Source organism: Hydrogenophaga sp., from assembly GCF_028698005.1.
Classification (GTDB): domain Bacteria; phylum Pseudomonadota; class Gammaproteobacteria; order Burkholderiales; family Burkholderiaceae_C; genus Hydrogenophaga.
The window spans coordinates 1-21,186 of sequence record NZ_JAQVEJ010000028.1 but is presented as its reverse complement, the minus strand read 5'-3'; the positions used below and the strand labels follow the sequence as shown (position 1 = coordinate 21,186).

The 21,186-nt window shown below is 65.8% G+C and carries 17 protein-coding genes; 9 read left to right on the top strand and 8 right to left on the bottom strand.

The genetic code is table 11. The annotated features are described in order from the left end of the window. Positions 1-14 precede the first annotated feature (14 nt). The 6 genes from PHQ87_RS04925 (at position 15) to PHQ87_RS04900 (ending at position 5,049) form a co-directional block, all read left to right on the top strand. Entirely contained in the window at positions 15-710 is a 696-nt protein-coding gene (locus PHQ87_RS04925; RefSeq protein WP_300231774.1) for a fumarylacetoacetate hydrolase family protein, read from the top strand. Positions 711-837: 127 nt separating this feature from the next. After that, complete coding sequence (locus tag PHQ87_RS04920; RefSeq protein WP_300231773.1) at positions 838-1,884, top strand: TRAP transporter substrate-binding protein; 1,047 nt, start codon at positions 838-840, stop codon at positions 1,882-1,884. A 91-nt stretch (positions 1,885-1,975) separates the two neighbouring features. Further along, a complete protein-coding gene (locus PHQ87_RS04915) occupies positions 1,976-2,530 on the top strand; it encodes an NUDIX hydrolase (RefSeq protein WP_300231772.1) in 555 nt (184 codons plus the stop codon). 132 nt (positions 2,531-2,662) lie between these two features. Continuing rightward, on the top strand, positions 2,663-3,067 hold the full coding sequence (locus PHQ87_RS04910) for a group III truncated hemoglobin (RefSeq protein ID WP_300231770.1): 405 nt from the start codon (positions 2,663-2,665) through the stop codon (positions 3,065-3,067). Next, entirely contained in the window at positions 3,060-4,310 is a 1,251-nt protein-coding gene (locus PHQ87_RS04905; RefSeq protein WP_300231768.1) for an NnrS family protein, read from the top strand. The genes PHQ87_RS04910 and PHQ87_RS04905 overlap by 8 nt, the downstream gene beginning before the upstream one ends. Positions 4,311-4,512: 202 nt before the next feature. After that, on the top strand, positions 4,513-5,049 hold the full coding sequence (locus PHQ87_RS04900) for a C40 family peptidase (protein ID WP_300231766.1): 537 nt from the start codon (positions 4,513-4,515) through the stop codon (positions 5,047-5,049). A gap of 85 nt (positions 5,050-5,134) precedes the next feature. Here the strand turns inward: PHQ87_RS04900 and lpdA are convergent, their stop codons facing one another. Genes lpdA through aceE form a run of 3 tightly spaced genes read right to left on the bottom strand, consistent with a single transcriptional unit; the run spans position 5,135 to position 11,327 of the window. Then, a complete protein-coding gene (gene lpdA, locus PHQ87_RS04895; RefSeq protein WP_300231764.1) occupies positions 5,135-6,943 on the bottom strand; it encodes a dihydrolipoyl dehydrogenase in 1,809 nt (602 codons plus the stop codon). Positions 6,944-6,956: 13 nt separating this feature from the next. Continuing rightward, positions 6,957-8,609, bottom strand: a complete 1,653-nt coding sequence (gene aceF, locus PHQ87_RS04890; RefSeq protein ID WP_300231763.1) for a dihydrolipoyllysine-residue acetyltransferase — start codon at positions 8,607-8,609, stop codon at positions 6,957-6,959. Between the two features lie 18 nt (positions 8,610-8,627). Beyond that, positions 8,628-11,327 (bottom strand): pyruvate dehydrogenase (acetyl-transferring), homodimeric type, encoded by a 2,700-nt coding sequence (gene aceE, locus PHQ87_RS04885; protein ID WP_300231761.1) that lies wholly within the window; start codon positions 11,325-11,327, stop codon positions 8,628-8,630. A gap of 153 nt (positions 11,328-11,480) precedes the next feature. Between aceE and PHQ87_RS04880 the strand changes: the two genes are divergently transcribed. The 3 genes from PHQ87_RS04880 to folD all read left to right on the top strand — a co-directional run bounded on the left by PHQ87_RS04880 (position 11,481) and on the right by folD (position 15,592). Further along, a complete protein-coding gene (locus PHQ87_RS04880) occupies positions 11,481-14,042 on the top strand; it encodes a PAS domain-containing sensor histidine kinase (protein WP_300231780.1) in 2,562 nt (853 codons plus the stop codon). Continuing rightward, on the top strand, positions 14,039-14,665 hold the full coding sequence (locus PHQ87_RS04875; protein WP_300231760.1) for a response regulator transcription factor: 627 nt from the start codon (positions 14,039-14,041) through the stop codon (positions 14,663-14,665). Before PHQ87_RS04880 ends, PHQ87_RS04875 begins: the two co-directional genes overlap by 4 nt. A gap of 69 nt (positions 14,666-14,734) precedes the next feature. Next, entirely contained in the window at positions 14,735-15,592 is an 858-nt protein-coding gene (gene folD, locus PHQ87_RS04870; RefSeq protein WP_300231759.1) for a bifunctional methylenetetrahydrofolate dehydrogenase/methenyltetrahydrofolate cyclohydrolase FolD, read from the top strand. A gap of 184 nt (positions 15,593-15,776) precedes the next feature. Here folD and PHQ87_RS04865 read toward each other — a convergent pair whose 3' ends face one another. The 5 genes from PHQ87_RS04865 to PHQ87_RS04845 form a co-directional block, all read right to left on the bottom strand. Continuing rightward, positions 15,777-16,241 carry a DUF4149 domain-containing protein gene (locus tag PHQ87_RS04865; RefSeq protein WP_300231757.1) on the bottom strand — a complete coding sequence of 155 codons (465 nt, stop codon included), beginning with the start codon at positions 16,239-16,241 and terminating at the stop codon, positions 15,777-15,779. 8 nt (positions 16,242-16,249) lie between these two features. Beyond that, complete coding sequence (gene greA, locus PHQ87_RS04860) at positions 16,250-16,726, bottom strand: transcription elongation factor GreA (protein WP_300231756.1); 477 nt, start codon at positions 16,724-16,726, stop codon at positions 16,250-16,252. A 187-nt stretch (positions 16,727-16,913) separates the two neighbouring features. Beyond that, positions 16,914-20,198, bottom strand: a complete 3,285-nt coding sequence (gene carB, locus PHQ87_RS04855; protein ID WP_300231754.1) for a carbamoyl-phosphate synthase large subunit — start codon at positions 20,196-20,198, stop codon at positions 16,914-16,916. Positions 20,199-20,217: 19 nt separating this feature from the next. Then, positions 20,218-20,586, bottom strand: a complete 369-nt coding sequence (locus PHQ87_RS04850; protein ID WP_300231752.1) for a hypothetical protein — start codon at positions 20,584-20,586, stop codon at positions 20,218-20,220. 7 nt (positions 20,587-20,593) lie between these two features. Next, a partial coding sequence (locus PHQ87_RS04845; protein ID WP_300231751.1) for a carbamoyl phosphate synthase small subunit occupies positions 20,594-21,186 on the bottom strand: 593 nt, incomplete at its 5' end.

Below are 21,186 nucleotides of genomic sequence, written 5' to 3'. Positions count from 1 at the left end.
ATTGACCGTTCCCCATGGACTACACCTTTGCACCCTCCCCTGCGGTTTCCGTGCCCGTCACCGGGCAAAGCCGGCGCTTTCCCGTCCACCGCGTCTACTGCGTCGGGCGCAACTACGCCGAACACGCCAAAGAAATGGGCTTCACCGGCCGCGAGCCACCGTTCTTTTTCCTCAAGCCGGCCGACGCCATCGTCCCTGCCGAGGCCGGCCAGACCATCGACATCCCCTACCCCAGCCTGACCAGCAACCTGCACCACGAGGTTGAACTGGTGGTGGCCATTGGCACCGGCGGCCGCGACATCGCCGCCGCCGACGCGCACCGGCACATCTTTGGCTACGCCGTGGGCCTGGACATGACGCGCCGCGACCTGCAAAACGACATGAAGAAACAGGGGCGACCCTGGTGCATCGGCAAGGCCTTCGACCAGTCCGCCCCCATCGGCCCCATCACGCCGGCGGCCGCGTCAGGCGACATCGGGCATGCCCGCATCGCCCTGGAAGTCAACGGCCGGGTCCGCCAGCAAAGCAGCATCGACCAGCTGATCTGGAACATCGGCGAGACCATCGCACACCTGTCGGCCGCCTGGACCCTGCAACCGGGCGATCTCATCTACACCGGCACACCCGAGGGCGTTGACGCTGTCGTCAGCGGTGACCTGCTGCACGCCACCGTGCAGGGGCTGGCACCGTTGTCGGTGCGCATCGGCTGACGGTCTGGTCAGAGCAAACAGGGTTTGACCTCATGCCCTTTTCGAGCAAGCCCTGCTACCGTCACATGCGGAACAGATCCCTCCCCTGGTGCCGCCAGGAGCCTTCCGATCACAGGAGCAGACATTCATGATCCAACGCCGCACCCTGCTGAAAACCGGCGCAGCCATCGCCGTAGGCAGCCCTGCCCTTGTGGGTTTCGCCCAACAAAGCGTCACCCTCAAGTTCCACACCTTCATGGCGCCACAGTCGCATGTGTACCTGAACATGCACAAGGCCTGGATGGACAAGGTCACCAAGGATTCCGGGGGCCGCATCAAGTTCGAGGGTTATCCGGCCATGCAGCTCGGCGGCGGCCCGCCGCAACTGTACGACCAGGCCAAGGACGGCGTTGCCGACATCATCTGGACGCTGCCCGGCTACACAGCCGGCCGCTTCCCGCGCGCCGAGGTGTTCGAGTTGCCGTTCATCATGAACAACGCCGACGCCACCTCCCGTGCCTACTGGGAGTACATCCACACGGTGGCCCAGGATGAGTTCAAGGACGTGCAGACGCTGGCCCTGCACGTGCATGGCCCCGGCGTGTTCCACATGCGCGACAAGCTGGTCAGGACCGCCGATGACCTGCGCGGCGTCAAGATGCGCGGCCCGACCCGGCAGGCCACCAAGCTGCTGGGCTACCTGGGCGCCACGCCCGTGGGCATGCCCCTGCCGCAGATCCCCGACGCCCTGTCCAAGGGCGTCATCAATGGCTGCACGATCCCCTGGGAGGTCGTGCCTTCGGTCAAGGTGCAGGAACTGACCAAACACCACAGCGAGTTCGCTCCGTCCGTGGGCGCGCTCTACACCTCGGTGTGCATCATGGCCATGAACAAGGCCAAGTACCAGTCGCTGCCCCCCGACCTCAAGGCCATCATCGACGCGAACTCCGGCATGGAGACCTCGGCCTGGCTGGGTCGCGTCCAGCAGGAAGGCGATATCCCCGGTCGCGAGTCCGCCGCCAAGCGGGGCAACGAAATCCACGTCATCAGTGGCGAGGAGGCGAAGTCCTTCACGAGCAAGGCGCAACTGGTCGAGCAGGAATGGGTACAGGATCTGGACAAGCGCGGCTTCAACGGCAAGCAATTGCTCGACACGGCCAAGTCGCTGATCGAGAAATACGGCAAGAAAGCCTGAGCCTGCGCTTGCGCCGTATCCGGGGCCCCTCACGGGGCCTTTTTTGCGTGCCCGCCCTGCTTGAACTGGCTTGACCCGTACACTTGCTGCCATGCAGCGCTCACTCATCAAACACTGCCGGGAATGCGGCGCCCCCGTCATCTATCGCCTGCCCGATGATGGCGACAACCGCCCCCGGGCCGTCTGCAGCGTCTGTCGCACCATTCACTATGAAAACCCGCTGAACGTGGTCGGTACCGTGCCGGTATGGGGCGCCAGCGGCGAACAGGTGTTGCTGTGCCAACGCAACATCGAGCCCCGCCGGGGCAAGTGGACGCTGCCGGCAGGCTTCATGGAGCTGGGGGAAACCACCGCCGAAGGTGCGGTGCGCGAAACCGACGAGGAGGCCGGCGCCCGGATCGAACTGGGCGCCCTGTTCACCCTGATGAGCGTGCCCCGGGTCGGGCAGGTGCACATGTACTACCGCGCACGCCTGCTCAGCGACCAGTTCAACCCCGGCCACGAAACGATCGAGGCCCGGTTGTTCAGCGAAGACCAGATCCCCTGGGACGACATCGCCTTTCGCACCGTCCGCGAAACGCTGGAGCGCTACTTCGCCGACCGCCGGAACGGCCATTTCGGCTTTCATACCCTGGACATCGTCTGACGCGGCGTCGGGCCACGCCACCGACCGAAAAGCGCGGTCCGTCCCAATCCCGCAACCCCAGCGGGGATGATCGGTCATCGCTTAAAGATGCATATAAAATGAATCTATAAACAACACCGCACCCACCACCCCATGCCCCCCGAACCGCTGTGCACCGAAGAAGACATCTCGGCCCTGGTGCACGCCTTTTACGCCCGGGTACGCCGGGACGATCTGCTGGGTCCCGTCTTCGACACCCATATCGATGACTGGGACCGTCATCTCGTCAAGCTGACGGACTTCTGGTCGTCCATTCTGCTGCGCACCGGCCGCTTCACCGGTGCGCCCATGCCCAGGCATGCCGCCTTGCCGGGTCTGAACGCCGCCATGTTCCAGCACTGGCTGGCGCTGTTCCACCAGACGGCGGCCGAGCAGCCCAACCAGGCCATGGCGCGACAGGCCACGGAGGCGGCCGACCGGATCGCCCAAAGCCTGTGGATGGGCTACCAGTTCAGCCACACCCCCGATACCCTGCCCCGAGGTCTGTGCCATGGCTGATCTGCTGCAGATCGAAGAGCCTGGTGGCGCCCGACGGGCCGCACCCCAGTGGGGAGCTTTCCTGGAACTGGGCTTCCGTCCGCTGTACCTGGCCGGCTGCGCCTGGGCGGCGCTGTCGGTCGCACTGTGGGTTTTCACCCCCGGCTGGCTGCAAGGCCGGATGCCCGGCGTGATCTGGCACGCACACGAAATGCTCTGGGGTTTCATCGCCACCATCGCCACCGGCTTTCTGCTCACCGCCGGGCACAACTGGACGGGCATCAACCCGCTGCGCGGCCCGGCGCTGGGCGGCCTGTGCCTGCTGTGGGTGCTGGCGCGGGTGGCATTTCTCGTGCCCGGCGAAATGGCCTTTCGCATCGCCGCTGCCGGTGACGCACTGTTCTTCGGCGCAGCGGCCCTGGCCCTGGCCCGTGCTGTCATCAAGACCCGCAACCGGCGCAACTACGGCGTGCCGGTGCTCTTGCTGGGGCTGGGTGGCGCCGATGCCCTGTACCTGCAGGCGGTGCTCCAGGGAGACTATGCGCTGCTCATGCAACGCTTTCACACCGGGCTGCTGTGCATGGCCGTGATCACCCTGCTGGTGGCGCGCCGCGTCATCCCCTTCTTCGCCTCGCGCGCCATTCCCGGCCTGTCCCTGCCGCTGCACGCGCGCAGCGGGCAGTGGCAACTGGGCGCCGGTGTGCTCGCCATCGCCGCCGGTCTGGCCGGCTGGACGTGGACCATGGCCGCGCTGCTGGCGGCCGCTGGCGGCCTTGCCCTGGTGCAGTGGTGGGCCTGGAGACCCTGGGCCGTGCGACGCGTGCCCCTGCTGTGGATTCTGTATGTGGGCTATGCCGCCCTGGGCCTGGGTCTGCTGGTGGCGGCCGCGCACGCCGCCGGCTGGGTGTGGCGCACGGCCTGGCCGGCGCACGTGATCGGCATGGCCGGCTTCTCGGTGCTGATCATCGGCATGGTCACGCGCACGGCACTGGGCCACCTGGGCCGGCCGCTGCAGACCGACCGGCTGATCGTCACCTGCTACGCGCTGGTGATCGCCGCCGCCGCACTGCGCCTGGCGGCACTGGTGCCCGGCCCGTGGAGCGCGAGCACACTTCATGCCGCCAGCGCCGCCTGGGTGCTGGCCTTCGGGCTCTATCTGTGGCGCTTCTTCCCAATGATGATCCGCCCACGCATTGACCAGCCTGCCGGCCGGCCACTGACCATCCCTGTGCGGCGCCAGGCCGCCCCGCCGCGCCCCCGCTGAGCACCGGCAGCGCATCACCACCATGGCCATGGCGCTGGCCTCGACACCAGACGATCCGGTGCGAAGCAGGCCGCTGGTGGCGCCACCGGCATGAGGCCATGGATGGTGGCCGCGCAGGGTACAAGCTGTTTTTCCCGCCGAATCAAGCGGTTGGTGAGGAAACTTCGCTTGACGACCGAAGTCTGCCCGCTACACTTGCGGTATGCACAAGTCCGTTGCCGCGGCTGCTTTTGTGATCTCCCTGCTGGGAGCCGGTACGGTGCTGGCCGAGCCAGGCACCGAGCAGTACCAGGACATGGACAGCCTGCTCAAGGACCGGGGACTCATCGAGCGCCTGGCGGAGGCACGCGATGCGGCCAGCCACCACGCCTCGCAGCTCATATTGAACGCCATGGGTTTCCTGGGTGTGCCTTACCGGTACGGCGGCAACAGCATCGAGACCGGCTTTGACTGCTCGGGTTTCGTGCGCGCCGTGTACCAGCAGTCGCTGGGCAAGGTTCTGCCCCGCCGCTCCGACGAACAGGCAGCCGCCACCCGCACCATCGACCGCAGCGAACTCCAACCCGGTGACCTGGTGTTTTTCAACACCATGCGCCGGGCCTTCAGCCACGTGGGCATCTACGTTGGCAATGGCAAATTCATCCATGCACCGCGCACCGGCGCCGAAGTTCGCATGGAAGACATGCACGTGTCCTACTGGCAACAACGCTTCAACGGCGCCCGCCGGGTGGTGGACTAGGAACACCACCCTGCGCTTCCCCCCCTCGAAGCGCCAAAGGCGCGCTACGGAGGGGGAAGCGGCGTCGGCCCCGCGCAGGGGGGTGTTACCTCTTCTGCGGCGGCAGGTCGGTGCAGCTGCCGTGGGCCACTTCCGCCGCCATGCCCAGGCTCTCGCCGAGCGTCGGGTGCGGATGGATGGTCTTGCCGATGTCGACGGCGTCGGCCCCCATCTCGATGGCCAGCGCGATCTCGCCGATCATGTCGCCGGCGTGCGTGCCCACGATGCCGCCGCCCAGGATCTTGCCGTGGCCGTGGGCCTCGGGGCTGTCGTCGAACAGCAGCTTGGTGAAGCCTTCGTCACGGCCGTTGGCGATCGCCCGGCCCGAGGCCGTCCAGGGGAACAGGCCCTTCTTGACCTTGATGCCCTGCGCCTTGGCCTGGTCCTCGGTCAGGCCGACCCAGGCCACCTCGGGGTCGGTGTAGGCCACGCTGGGGATCACGCGGGCGTTGAAGGCGCTGGCGGCCAGCTCCTTGTTGCCCTGCAACTCACCGGCGATCACTTCGGCCGCCACGTGCGCCTCGTGCACCGCCTTGTGCGCCAGCATGGGCTGGCCCACGATGTCACCGATGGCGAAGATGTGCGGCACATTGGTTCGCATCTGGATATCGACCTCGATGAAGCCACGATCCGTCACCGCCACGCCGGCCTTGTCAGCGGCGATCTTCCTGCCGTTGGGGGTGCGGCCCACGGCCTGCAACACGAGGTCGTACACGCCCTCGCTGCGCGAGCCGTCCAGCCCCTCGAACTGCACCTTGATGCCCTCGGGCGTGGCCTCGGCCCCCACCGTCTTGGTCTTGAGCATGATGCGATCGAAGCGGTGCTTGTTCATCTTCTCCCAGACCTTGACGAGATCGCGGTCGGCGCCGGGCATCAGGCCGTCCAGCATCTCGACCACGTCCAGTCGCGCACCCAGCGTGCTGTACACCGTGCCCATTTCCAGGCCGATGATGCCGCCACCGACGATGAGCATTTTCTTGGGCACATCGCTGAGGGCGAGCGCCCCGGTGGAGTCGACCACGCGCGGGTCATCCGGCATGAAGGGCAGACGCACCGCCTGCGAGCCGGCGGCGATGATGGCGCGTTTGAAGGCGATGACCTTCTTGCCACCGCTCCTGTCCTGGCCGCTGCCCGAGGTCTCTTCGACCTCCAGGTGGTTCGGGCCGGCGAAGGTGCCCACGCCACGCACGGTCGTGACCTTGCGCATCTTGGCCATGGCCGCCAGGCCGCCGGTGAGCTTGCCCACCACCTTTTCCTTGTGGCCGCGCAGCTTCTCGATGTTGACCACCGGGCGGCCGAACTCGACGCCCAGGTCGGCCATGTGGCCGACCTCGTCCATCACCGCGGCCACGTGCAGCAGCGCCTTGGACGGGATGCAACCCACGTTCAGGCACACGCCGCCCAGCGTCGCGTAACGCTCGACCAGCACCACCTTCAGGCCGAGATCGGCCGCGCGGAAGGCGGCCGAATAGCCGCCGGGGCCGGCGCCGAGCACGAGCACATCGCACTCGATATCGGACGCACCGGCGTAGCTGGCTGCCACGGGCGCGGGCGCAGGAGCGGCCGCCGCAGCGGGCGCCGGCGAAACCGCTGCGGGCGCCGGTGCCGTGGCGGCTTCGGTGACCTCCAGCGTCAGGATCACCGAGCCTTCAGCGACCCTGTCGCCGATCTTGACCTTCAGCGCCTGGACCACGCCGCCATGCGACGAGGGGATCTCCATCGAGGCCTTGTCGGACTCGACGGTGATCAGGCTCTGCTCGGGCTGGACGGTGTCGCCGGGCTGCACCAGCACCTCGATCACGGCCACGTCCTTGAAGTCCCCGATGTCGGGCACCTTGATGTCGATCACTGCCATGTCAGTTTTCCTTTCAGAGCAGGACGCGACGGAAGTCGGCCAGGATCTGGCCGAGGTAGGCGTTGAAGCGCGCGGCCGCGGCACCGTCGATGACGCGGTGGTCGTACGACAGGGACAGCGGCAGGATCAGGCGCGGCACGAACTGCTTGCCGTCCCACACGGGTTTCATGGCGCTCTTGGACAGGCCCAGGATGGCCACCTCGGGTGCGTTCACGATGGGCGTGAAGTGCGTGCCGCCGATGCCACCGAGCGAGCTGATGGAGAAGCAGCCGCCGGTCATGTCGGCCGGGCCCAGCTTGCCCTCGCGCGCCTTCTTGGCCAGATCGCCCATTTCCTGGCTGATCTGCAGGATGCCCTTCTTGTCGGCATCGCGCAGCACGGGCACCACCAGACCATTGGGCGTGTCGGCCGCAAAACCGATGTGGAAATACTGTTTGTAGACCAGCTCGTCGCCGTCCAGGCTGGCGTTGAAGTCGGGGAACTTCTTCAGCGCAGCAACCACCGCCTTGATCACGAAGGCCAGCATCGTCACCTTGACGCCGGACTTCTCGTTTTCCTTGTTGGTGGCCACACGGAAGGCCTCCAGCTCGGTGATGTCGGCCTCGTCGTTGTTGGTGACGTGCGGGATCATCACCCAGTTGCGCGCCAGGTTGGCGCCCGATATCTTCTTGATGCGCGAGAGTGCCTTGCGCTCGATGGGACCAAACTTGGCGAAGTCCACCTTGGGCCAGGGCAGCAGGTCCAGGCCCACGCCCGAGCCGCCTCCGGCTGGCGTCTTCGCGACCTGTGCCTGCGTCTGCAGCGCACCGCTCATCACGGAACGTGTGAACGACTGCACGTCCTCGGCCGTGATGCGGCCCTTGGGCCCGGAGCCCTTGACCTCGGCCAGCGGCACGCCCAGCTCGCGCGCAAACTTGCGCACCGAGGGCGAGGCATGCGGCAGGCCAACCGGCGCCACCGTCGGGTTGTGCGCTGGCACCGCTGCCGGTGCCACCGCAGCGGCCACGGGGGCCGGTGCGGGCGCTGCCTGGGCAGGTGCGGGTGCCGGTGAGGCCGCTGGGGCCTGCGAAGCCGCCGGTGCCGCTGCGGCACCCTGCCCTTCCAGCACAGCCAGCAGATCGCCGATGTTGACCTTGTCGCCGACCTTGACGGCCACGTCCTTGACCACGCCGGCCGCGGAAGACGGGATCTCCATCGAGGCCTTGTCGGACTCGACCGTGATCAGCGACTGCTCCAGCGCCACGGTGTCACCCGGGTTGATGAAGACCTCGATGACCGCCACGTCCTTGAAATCACCGATGTCGGGCACGCGAACCTCGACGCGCCCCGTGGCCGCGGGAGCGGTCGGCGCGGGTGCCGCCTGGGCCGGCGCAGCCGGTGCTGCAGCGGGCGCTGCCGCCGGTGCCGGCGCCGCCGCAGCGGCCTGGCCTTCGGCATCAAGCACCACCAGCAGGGAACCCTCGCTGACCTTGTCGCCCACGGCGACCTTCAGCTCCTTGACCACCCCTGCATGCGAGGAGGGGATCTCCATCGAGGCCTTGTCGGACTCGACGGTGACCAGCGACTGCTCGACGCTGACCGTGTCGCCCACCTTGACCAGCAGTTCGATGACCGCCACCTCCGAGAAGTCGCCGATGTCCGGGACTTTCACTTCTACCAGTGCCATGTGTACGTCTCCGGATCGTTACGCGTAGAGGGGGTTCACCTTTTCGGTGTTGATGCCGTACTTCTGGATCGCCTCGGCCACCTTGGCCACGGGTACCTTGCCCTCCTCGGCCAGGGCCTTCAGGGCCGCCACGGTGATGTAGTGGCGGTTGATCTCGAAGTGCTCGCGCAGCTTGCTGCGGAAGTCGCTGCGGCCGAAGCCGTCGGTGCCCAGCACCTTGTAGACGCGTCCCGCCGGAATGAAGGAGCGGATCTGCTCGGCGTAGTTCTTCATGTAGTCGGTGGACGCGACCACGGGGCCCGTGCTCTTGCCCAGCTGTTGCGTCACGAAGGGCACGCGCGGTGTTTCCAGCGGGTGCAACAGGTTCCAGCGCTCCACATCCTGACCGTCACGCGTCAGTTCGTTGAAGCTCGGGCAGCTCCAGACATCGGCCTGGACACCCCAGTCCGCGGCCAGGAGCTTTTGCGCCTCCAGCGACTCGCGCAGGATCGAACCCGAGCCCAGCAGTTGCACACGCTTCTCGCCCTCGGCACCGGGCTTGCACAGGTACATGCCCTTGATGATCTGCTCTTCCGTGCCAGGCGTCAGGCCGGGCATGGCGTAGTTCTCGTTGAGCAGCGTGATGTAGTAGAAAACGTTTTCCTGGCGCTCGACCATGCGCTTGAGGCCCTGGTGCATGATCACCGCCACCTCGTGCGCGAAGGTGGGGTCGTAGCTCGCGCAGTTGGGGATGGTGCTGGCCAGGATGTGGCTGTGACCGTCCTCGTGCTGCAGGCCCTCGCCGTTGAGCGTGGTGCGCCCCGACGTGCCACCCAGGATGAAGCCACGCGCCTGCATGTCGCCGGCAGCCCAGGCAAAGTCGCCGAAGCGCTGGAAGCCGAACATCGAGTAGTACACGAAGAACGGGATCATGATGCGGTTGTTCGTCGAATACGACGTCGCCGCCGCGATCCACGAGCACATGCCACCCGCCTCGTTGATGCCTTCCTGCAGGATCTGCCCGGCCTTGTCTTCCTTGTAGTACATCACCTGGTCGCGGTCGACCGGGGTGTAAAGCTGACCCAGGGGGTTGTAGATGCCGATCTGGCGGAACAGGCCTTCCATGCCGAAGGTGCGCGCCTCATCCACCAGGATGGGCACCACGCGCGGCCCCAGGGCCTTGTCGCGCAGCAACTGCGTGAGGAAGCGCACGTAGGCCTGCGTCGTGCTGATCTCGCGGCCCTCGGCCGTCGGTTCAGTCACGGCCTTGAACGTCTCCAGCGACGGCACGGTGAACTGCTCGTCGGCCTTCTGGCGCCGGTGCGGCAAGTAGCCACCCAGGGCCTTGCGCCGCTCGTGCAGGTACTGCATCTCGGGCGTGTCGTCAGCCGGCTTGTAGTACGGCAACTTGTCCAGCTCGCTGTCGGGAATCGGGATGTTGAAGCGGTCGCGGATGTAGCGGATGTCCTCATCCGAGAGCTTCTTGGTCTGGTGCACGGTGTTCTTGGCCTCACCGGCCTTGCCCATGCCGTAGCCCTTGACGGTCTTGACCAGCAGCACCGTCGGCTGTCCCTTGTGCTCGTTGGCGGCATGGAAGGCGGCATAGACCTTTTCCGGTTCATGGCCACCACGGCGCAGTTCCCAGATGTCGTCGTCGGTCAGGTGCTCGACCAGTTTGAGCGTCTCGGGGTACTTGCCGAAGAAGTGCTTGCGGATGTAGGCACCGTCCATGGCACGGAAGGTCTGGTAGTCGCCATCCAGCGTCTCCATCATCAGCTGGCGCAGCTTGCCGCTCTTGTCGCGCGCCAGCAGATCGTCCCAGCCCTTGCCCCACAGCAGCTTGATGACGTGCCAGCCGGCACCGCGGAAGTCACCCTCGAGCTCCTGGATGATCTTGCCGTTGCCGCGCACCGGGCCGTCCAGGCGCTGCAGGTTGCAGTTGATGACGAAGATCAGGTTGTCCAGATTCTCACGCGCGGCCAGGCTGATGGCACCCTTGCTCTCGGGCTCGTCCATCTCGCCATCGCCCAGGAAAATCCACACCTTGCGGTTGGCGGTGTCGGCGATGCCGCGGGCGTGCAGGTACTTCAGGAAGCGCGCCTGGTAGATGGCCATCATCGGCCCCAGGCCCATGGAAACGGTGGGGAACTGCCAGAAGCCAGGCATCAGCTTGGGGTGGGGGTAGCTGGACAGGCCCTTGCCATCCACTTCCTGGCGGAAGTTTTCCAGTTGCTCTTCGCTGATGCGGCCTTCCAGGTAGGCCCGGGCATAGATGCCGGGGGCACTGTGGCCCTGGAAGTAGATGCAGTCGCCGCCGTGGTTCTCGCTTTCGGCGTGCCAGAAGTGGTTGAAGCCTGCACCCCACATCGAGGCCAGCGAGGCAAACGAGCCGATATGCCCACCCAGGTCGCCGCCATCGGCGGGGTGGATGCGGTTGGCGCGCACCACCATGGCCATGGCGTTCCAGCGCATGAAGGCGCGCAGGCGCTTCTCGATCGCGATATTGCCGGGGCAGCGCGCTTCCTGGTCCGGCTCAATGGTGTTGACGTAGCCCGTGTTGGCCGAAAACGGCAGGTCGATGCTGTTCTGGCGGGCTTCTTCGAGCAGTTGCTCGATCAGAAAGTGGGCTCGCTCGGGCCCTTCTTTCTCGATGACGGCGCTCAGCGCCTCCATCCATTCACGGGTTTCCTGGGCATCGGTATCGATCACACCCTGGTTTTTCGACGGGGTCGCTGACATGTATTGTCTCCTGTGCGTTGGAAAACCGGCCTCACGCCGGACCTGCAGTTCGGCGAATTCTCACACAAAGAAGTGTTGTTTTCAATATATGCATCTATTTTTCATATAACAAAATCAAGTTCGGGGCTGCGCTGTCACGTAGACTCTGCCATGATGAGCCAGTTTTCGCGCCCCGTCACCCTCATGGCCTCGCATACCGAAAGCCGGCACTGGTGGAAGCGCTGGTGGCGGCGTCTGCCACCTGCCCGTCAGGATCGCTTTGCCACGCTCGGACCGCTGATGGCGGTGTTTCTATTCCTGGTCGCCATTGCGGTGGCCATCTCCTACCTGCGGCTGGAGGAGCTCGAGCGCGAGCAGGAAGCGGTCACCCGTGACGTCGAATATGCCCAGCAGCGCCTGCGCCTGCGCCTGCTGGAGCGTCAGGAGCAACTCATGCGCCTGGCGCGCGACGTCTCGGACCGCGAAATCGAGGCCAGCGAGTTCGAGTTCCAGGCCGATGCCCTGATCAGCCAGTTTCCCGAGCTGCAGGCCATCACCTGGATCGATGCCCAGCGCAACATCATTTCCCGGTATGCGTCACCCAGTGCCCCGCTGCACATGCAGCGCCTGCCCGGGTCGATCATGGCGGCCGACGAGACGGATGGCTCGTTCGACCTCGCCCGCGAAATGCGTCAACCGGTGTACTCGCGCCCCTTGGGTGACAGTGCCTCGGCCGCATCGCTGATCCTGCAGATTCCTCTGGCTGCTCAGGGCCGCTTTGCCGGCACCATCATGGGCGAGTACTCGATCGATGGCCTGCTGCGCTTCGGCATACCGCCCGAAGTCATGGCGCGCTATGCCGTGGCCCTGCTGGATGACCGCGAGCGCGTCCTGGCCGGTGGCCTGCAACCTCCCGGTTCGGTGCTGCGCCTGCTACCCTGGTCCAACCAGCCCCTGGAGCACGAGGTACCGGTCTCTCCCGTCGGCAACAGCCTGATCCTGAAGGCGCAGGGCTACCGCACTTCGCAGGCGATCGTCGGCAGTGGATTCTTCTGGATCGTGGGCGCACTCAGCGCCCTGACGGTCTGGATGCTGATCGGCACCTGGCGCCACACCCGCAAGCGCGTCCAGACGCAGCAGGCCCTGATCGCTGAAACCAACTTCCGGCGTGCCATGGAAAACTCCATGCTGACCGGCATGCGGGCGCTGGACATGCAGGGCCGCATCACCTACGTCAATCCGGCCTTTTGCTCGATGACGGGCTGGACCGAGGCCGAACTGGTGGGCCGCACCGCCCCGTTCCCATACTGGCCCGAGGAATACCAGGATGCGCTGGCCGCCCGGCTGGAAGACGAACTCAACGGACGCTCGATGCCCGGCGGCTTCGAGGTCAGTGTGCGCCGGCGCGACGGCAGCGTCTTCGACGCACGCATGTACGTCTCGCCCCTGATCGACCCGAACGGACAACAGACCGGCTGGATGACCTCGATGACCGACATCACCGAGCCCAAGCGCATCCGCGAGGAACTGTCCGCCTCGTACGAGCGCTTCACGACGGTGCTCGAATCGCTGGACTCGGCCGTCTCGGTCGCCCCCCTGGGCAGCGACGAGATGCTGTTTGCCAACAAGATGTACCGGCTGTGGTTTGGCGCCCGCGGGCAAGGCCATCAGGAACTGGTCGAACTGACCCGCAACCAGCCCGGCCCGACCGCCGACGAGGGTGATGCCGTCGACACGTTCGCCGGCATGCCCACCGAGAGTCTCACGGACGCCGGCGCCGAAAACACCGAGGTATTTGCGCCGGCCCTGGGTCGCTGGCTGGAAGTCCGCACCCGCTACCTGACCTGGGTCGACGGACGTCTGGCCCAGATGGTGATTGCCAGTGACATCACCCCGCGCCGCAACGCCGAGGAGCAGGCGGCGCGCCAGGCCGAACGGGCGCAGACTGCCAGCCGCCTGATCACCATGGGGGAAATGGCCTCCAGCGTGGCACACGAACTCAACCAGCCGCTGACAGCGATCAGCAACTACTGCACCGGCATGATCTCTCGCGTGCGCGAGCATCGCATCACCGAAGAAGATCTGCTGCTCGCCCTGGACAAAACCGCACGCCAGGCCCAGCGCGCCGGCCAGATCATCCAGCGCATCCGCGCCTTCGTCAAACGCAGCGAGCCCAACCCGACACTCTCCGACGTGGCGCTGATGGTCAACGAGGCCATCGAACTGGCCGAAATTGAACTGCGGCGCCACCAGGTACGACTGAGTTCGTATGTGGCAGCGCGCCTGCCCCCGCTCATGGTCGATCCAATCCTGATCGAGCAGGTGATCATCAACCTGATCAAGAACGCCGGCGAGGCCATCGTCCAGGCTGACCGGCCGCTGGGTGCCCGTTACGTCGAATTGCGCGTCGGACCGTCCCGTCAGGAGGGCCAGGATGTGGTCGAATTCTCGATCCAGGACACGGGCAAGGGTGTGCCACCGGAAATGATCGACCGCATCTATGAGGCCTTCTACAGCACCAAAAGCGAGGGGATGGGCATCGGTCTGAAGCTGTGCCGCAGCATCGTCGAGTCGCACCACGGACGGATGCGGGTCGAGAACCTCTACAATGGTGACGAGGTGGCCGGCTGCTGCTTCAGCTTCTGGATCCCGGTTCACTCCCGGCAAACGTCCGAGGGGGGCGATCCTCCCGGAGGACCGGCGCGCCCTTCGTTTACAGAAGAAAGAGCGAGATGAGTTTGATCCCCAAGAAAGGTACCGTCTACGTGGTCGACGACGACGAGGCGGTTCGCGATTCCCTTCAATGGCTGCTGGAAGGCAAGGACTACCGGGTCCGCTGTTTCGAGTCGGCCGAGGCATTCATCAACCGCTACGATGCCCGCGAGGTGGCCTGCCTGATCGCCGACATCCGCATGAGCGGCATGACCGGCATGGAACTGCAGGATCGCCTGCTGGAGCGCCAATCGCCACTGCCCATCGTCTTCATCACCGGCCACGGTGATGTGCCCATGGCAGTCGAGTCGATGAAAAAAGGCGCCCTGGATTTCATCCAGAAGCCCTTCAAGGAAGACCAGCTGCTCGAACTGGTCGAGCGCATGCTGGACAAGGCCAGAGATGCCTTCGCCATCCACCAGCAGGCCGCCAGCCGCGATGCCCTGCTGTCCAAGCTCACCGGCCGCGAGTCCCAGGTGCTGGAGCGCATCGTCGCTGGCCGCCTGAACAAACAGATCGCCGACGATCTGGGCATCAGCATCAAGACCGTCGAGGCACACCGCGCCAACATCATGGAAAAACTCGGCGCCAACACCGTCGCCGACCTGCTCAAGATCGCCCTGGGCCAGACCTCCACCAAGATCTGATCACCACACCCACCCAGACGCCCGCCCTCCCGGCGGGCGTCTTTCTTTCTAACGACTGTCGCACCCACCATGACCGCACAACTCATCGATGGCAACGCCCTGTCCCGCCAGCTGCGCGAAGAAGTTGCCCAGCGCGTTTCCGCACTGAAGACCCAGGGCATCACCCCCGGCCTGGCCGTGATCCTGGTGGGCGAGAACCCTGCCAGCCAGGTCTATGTGCGCAACAAGGTCAAGGCCTGCCACGACACCGGCATGCACTCCGTGCTGGAAACCTACCCGGACAGCATGACCGAAGCGGAGCTGCTGGCCCGCGTCGAGGCGCTCAACGCCGACCCGTCCATCCACGGCATCCTGGTGCAATTGCCCCTGCCGGCCCACATCGACGCCCAGAAGGTGATCGAGGCCATCTCGCCCGAGAAGGACGTGGACGGCTTCCACGTCGCCAGCGCCGGCGCCCTCATGACGGGCCTGCCCGGCTTCTGGCCCTGTACGCCCTACGGCTGCATGAAGATGCTCGAATCGATCGGTTACGACCTCAGGGGCAAGCACGCCGTGGTCATCGGCCGCTCGAACATCGTCGGCAAGCCGATGGCCATGATGCTGCTGGCCAAGGACGCCACCGTCACCATCTGCCACTCGCGCACCGCCGACCTCAAGGCCCAGACCCTGCAGGCCGACGTGATCGTGGCCGCCGTCGGCCGCCGCAACGTGCTCACGGCCGACATGGTCAAGCCCGGTGCCGTGGTGATCGACGTCGGCATGAACCGCAACGATGAGGGCAAGCTGTGCGGTGACGTCGATTTCGCCGGGGTGAAGGAGGTGGCCGGCTGGATCACGCCCGTGCCGGGCGGTGTCGGCCCGATGACCATCACGATGCTGATGGTCAACACCCTGGCATCCGCAGAGAACACCCTCCTGCGCCGCTGACGCGGCTCGGTGCCGCCGCCAGAGCCAGAGGCACCCGGCTCTTCGGCCACATCCAAGCCTGCGCAGGCAGGCTTGGAGCCGCGGCCCTCAGCCCCCTCCGTAACGCACCTTCTGCGCTTCGAAGGGGAACGGCACCAGTGGCCCGGCAAAGCCGGTTCCATGGTGCCCTGGAGCGAAGAATCCGCTACCTCTGCGTTTCGCGCGACAGGCGCCAGAGGATGGCGCCTGCGCACAGCCACTGGCCGAACACCAGCACCGACCCCAGTCCGTGCCACAGGCGCAGGTTGCCGCCACTGGCGCGGGCCGTGACGATCTGGTGGGCGACGCCAAACTCCTGCACCAGCGCCAGCATCATGCCCAGCAGCACGAAGCCCATCGTCGCCAGCACTTGCTGGGCACGGGCAAGGTCCTCCGGCGTGGGTGTGGCGCCATGCTCGACGGCCGCACCGCGCTCACGCCGCAGGAGCACCAGCAGCGCCATGCCGATGAGCAGGCCGGCATAGCATTGCAGGGAAAACAGCCGGGCGGCCACCGGGCCGGCCACGGCAGGCGATCCCAGCTGCGCGAACAGCGTGGGTACGGCCAGGAAGCTCAGGCCCGAGATACCGCCCCACCACAGGGCGGCCAGGAACAGGGCAAGTCGCCGCATGGCGCCACTCACTCGTAGCGAACCGCCACGATCTCGTAGCGGCGCACGCCGCCGGGCGCCTGCACCTCGGCCACGTCGCCCTCTTCCTTGCCAATCAGTGCGCGCGCAATCGGGCTGCCGATATTGACCAGGCCCAGCTTGATGTCGGCCTCGTCCTCGCCCACGATCTGGTAGGTCACGGGATTGCCCGAATCCTCGTCCTCCAGCTCCACCGTCGCGCCGAACACCACACGCCCGCCCGCGTTCACCTCGGCCGGGTCGATGATCTGTGCCGACGAGAGCTTGCCCTCGATCTCGGCAATGCGTCCTTCGATGAAGCCTTGGCGCTCCTTGGCAGCGTCGTAATCGGCGTTTTCGCTCAGGTCGCCCTGCGCGCGCGCATCGGCGATCGCCTGGATGACGTTGGGGCGATCCACGGTCTTGAGCCTGTGCAGCTCCGCCTTGAGCATTTCGGCACCGCGCTTGGTGATGGGAAAGGTGGCCATGGTCCGGTCTCCTGGTACGGCGCGCCCGCACGGGCGCACGACAAAAAGCAAACCGCCGATCGTTTCCGGTCGGCGGCTTCGTTGGTGGCTATTATGCCCTGAATCGGGGTCCGTTCAGACCGTCCCGGCTACGGGGAATCCCCGACAGGATGGCAGCCGCCGGGGGCCGCCCTGGTGCCCTGCCTCTTCAGGCGGAGAGCGCGGCGTGCATCTCCTGCACCGAAATGACGTCGAGCTTGTCCATGTGCTTCATGCCCTCGACCGCCGCCTCGGCACCCGAGATGGTGGTGAAGGTGGTCACACGGGCCAGCAGCGACGAGGTACGGATGGCGCGCGAGTCGGCAATGGCGTTGCGGCGCTCCTCCACCGTGTTGATGACCATGACGATCTCGTCGTTCTTGATCATGTCCACAATGTGAGGGCGCCCCTCGGCCACCTTGTTGACGGTCTTGACCGGGATGCCCGCAGCGTCGATGGCAGCAGCGGTACCGCGCGTGGCCACCAGCTCGAAGCCGAGGGCGTGCAGGTCACGTGCCACGACCACGGCGCGCGGCTTGTCGCCATTTTTGACCGTCAGAAACACCTTGCCCGAGGTCGGCAGGCGGGTGCCCGCGCCGAGCTGGCTCTTGACGAAGGCCTCGCCGAAGGTTTTGCCCACGCCCATGACCTCGCCGGTGGACTTCATTTCCGGGCCGAGGATGGTGTCCACGCCCGGGAACTTCACGAACGGGAACACGGCTTCCTTGACGCTGAAGTACGGCGGCTCGACCTCGGCGCCGATGCCCTGCTGGTCCAGCGTCTGGCCGGCCATGCAGCGCGCCGCCACCTTGGCCAGCTGGATACCCGTGGCCTTGGAAACGAACGGCACCGTGCGCGAGGCACGCGGGTTCACTTCCAGCACGTAGATCACGTCCTGCTTCTGCTCGCCCTCGCCCACCTCCTGGATCGCGAACTGCACGTTCATCAGGCCGACCACGTTCAGGCCGTTGGCCATCGCGGCCGTCTGGCGCTTGAGCTCGTCCACGGTGGCCTTGGACAGGTAGTACGGCGGCAGCGAGCAGGCCGAGTCGCCCGAGTGCACGCCGGCCTGTTCGATGTGCTCCATCACGCCGCCGATGAACACGCGGCCCGAGGCATCCCGCACGGCGTCCACGTCGCACTCGATCGCATCGCTGAGGAAGCGGTCGAGCAACACCGGCGAGTCGTTGCTGACCTTGACGGCCTCGCGCATGTAACGCTCCAGGTCGCGCTGCTCGTGCACGATTTCCATCGCGCGGCCACCCAGCACATAGCTGGGACGCACCACCAGCGGATAGCCGAGCGCGGCGGCCTTTTCCAGCGCATCGGCCTCGGTCCGTGCCGTGGCGTTGGGCGGCTGGCGCAGACCGAGGTCATTGAGCAGCTTCTGGAAGCGCTCGCGGTCCTCGGCGGCGTCGATCATGTCGGGCGTGGTGCCGATGATGGGCACACCATTGGCCTCCAGACCCAGGGCAAGCTTGAGCGGCGTCTGGCCGCCGTACTGCACGATCACGCCGGTGGGCTTTTCCTTGTCCACGATTTCCAGCACGTCTTCCAGCGTCAGCGGCTCGAAGTACAGGCGGTCGGAGGTGTCGTAGTCGGTGGACACCGTCTCCGGGTTGCAGTTGACCATGATGGTCTCGTAGCCGTCCTCGCGCATGGCCAGCGCGGCGTGCACGCAGCAGTAGTCGAACTCGATACCCTGGCCGATGCGGTTCGGGCCGCCGCCGAGCACCATGATCTTCTTCTTGTCGGTCGGCTGCGCCTCGCACTCGCCATCGCCATGACCTTCATAGGTCGAGTACATGTAGGCGGTGTTGGTCGCGAATTCGGCCGCACAGGTGTCCACGCGCTTGTAGACCGGGCGCACATTCAGTTCCTGCCGGCGCGCGCGCACGGCCGCGTCGGTGGTCGAGAGCAGCTTGGCCAGGCGCCGGTCGGAGAAGCCCTTCTTCTTCAGGCCACGCAGCGTGTCGGCATCCAGGCTGGCCAGCGCCTGGTCGCCCTTGTCGGCCACGAGTTTGTCCATGGCCAGTTCGAGCTTGATGATCTCCTCGATCTGGACCAGGAACCACTTGTCGATCTTGGTGAACTGGTGCACCTCGTCAACCGACCAGCCGGCCGCAAAGGCATCGCCCACATACCAGATGCGCTCGGGGCCGGGTTCGCCCAGTTCGCGCTCGAGCGTCTCGCGGTCCTGCGTCTTCTCGTTCATGCCGTCAACGCCGACCTCCAGCCCGCGCAGCGCCTTCTGGAACGACTCCTGGAAGGTGCGCCCCATGGCCATCACCTCGCCCACCGACTTCATCTGGGTCGTCAGGTGGCTGTCGGCGGCCGGGAACTTCTCGAACGCGAAGCGCGGAATCTTGGTGACCACGTAGTCGATGGTCGGCTCGAAGCTGGCCGGTGTGGCACCACCCGTGATCTCGTTGCGCAACTCGTCGAGCGTGTAACCCACGGCCAGCTTGGCCGCGACCTTGGCGATCGGGAAACCCGTGGCCTTGGAGGCCAGTGCCGACGAACGCGAGACACGGGGGTTCATCTCGATCACGATCATGCGGCCGTCCTTGGGGTTGACCGAGAACTGCACGTTGGAGCCGCCGGTGTCGACGCCGATCTCGCGCAGCACCGCCAGCGAGGCATTGCGCATGATCTGGTATTCCTTGTCGGTCAGCGTCTGCGCCGGCGCCACGGTGATAGAGTCACCCGTGTGCACGCCCATCGGGTCCAGGTTCTCGATCGAGCAGACGATGATGCAGTTGTCCGCCTTGTCGCGAACCACCTCCATCTCGTACTCCTTCCAGCCCAGCAGCGACTCCTCGATCAGCAGTTCGTTGGTCGGCGAGGCCTCCAGGCCTCGCTTGCAGATGATCTCGAACTCTTCCGGGTTGTAGGCAATGCCACCGCCGGTACCGCCAAGCGTGAAGCTGGGGCGGATCACGGTCGGAAAGCCCGTGGTCTTCTGCACCGCCCAGGCCTCTTCCATGCTGTGGGCGATACCCGACTTGGCCGAACCGAGACCGATTTTGGTCATGGCGTCCTTGAACTTCAGGCGGTCTTCGGCCTTATCAATGGCCTCGGGCGAGGCACCGATCAGTTCAACGTCGTACTTGGTCAGCACGCCGTTGCGCCACAGATCCAGCGCGCAGTTGAGCGCGGTCTGGCCACCCATGGTCGGCAGGATGGCAAAGCCACCCTGGCACTGGGGGCGCTCCTTGGCGATGATCTTTTCGACCGTCTGCCAGGTGATGGGCTCGATGTAGGTGACGTCGGCCGTGGCCGGGTCGGTCATGATGGTCGCGGGGTTGCTGTTGATCAGCACCACGCGGTAGCCTTCCTCACGCAGCGCCTTGCAGGCCTGCACGCCGGAATAGTCGAACTCGCACGCCTGCCCGATGATGATGGGGCCGGCGCCGATGATGAGAACGGTCTGGATATCGGTTCTTTTTGGCATGGCGTATGGTGGCTTGGCGTCAGGCGCTGGCCTGGCGCAGTTGTTCCAGTCGGGTCAGCAGCGTCTGGACGCGCTCGGGTGGCATGTTCTTTTGCATCAGCTGCAGCAGTCCGTCGCCTTCGATGATGGGCCGCAGCACTTCGGCTTCGGCCGGGTAGAACGGCGCGTTCCATTGCTGGAGTTCGGCCGCGAAGGTGTCGTCGTCCCAGGTTTTGCCCTTGGCCAGCAGCGTGATCAGCGGCATGGCCTTGTTCTCGACAAAGGCCTTGCGGTAGGGTTTTTGCGCCCAGCGCTGCGCGAACCATTCCTTGTGCGGCGATTCGAGCGTGAGCATGCGCTTGGCAATGGCCTTTTCGACGGCGAAGGTGGGAAAGCTGAACAGCTTCATGGCGTGCTCAGGCCCGCGCCTGCATCAGGCCGATGAAGCGGTCGAACAGGTAGCCGATGTCGTGCGGCCCCGGCGAGGCTTCGGGGTGACCCTGGAAGCCGAAAGCCGGACGGTCGGTGAACTCCAGCCCCTGCAACGTGCCGTCGAACAGGCTCACATGGGTGGCGCGCAGCCGCTGCGGCATGCTGTCCATGTCAACGGCAAAGCCGTGGTTCTGGCTGGTGATGCTCACGCGGCCGGAATCCAGGTCCTTGACCGGGTGGTTGGCGCCGTGGTGGCTGTTCTGCATCTTGAACGTGCGCGCGCCGCCGGCCAGGGCCAGGATCTGGTGACCCAGGCAGATGCCGAACACGGGCGTGCCACTGTCAACGATCTCGCGCGCGGCTGCGATGGCGTAGTCGCAAGGCTGCGGATCGCCAGGGCCGTTGGAGAGAAAGACGCCATTGGGCTTGAGCTTGAACACATCGGCCGCCGGCGTCGTGGCCGGCACCACGGTGATCTTGCAGCCACGCTGCGCGAGCATGCGCAGGATGTTCTTCTTGACGCCGAGGTCGTAGGCCACCACATGGAACCGGGGCGCGATCTGTTCGCCGTAACCAA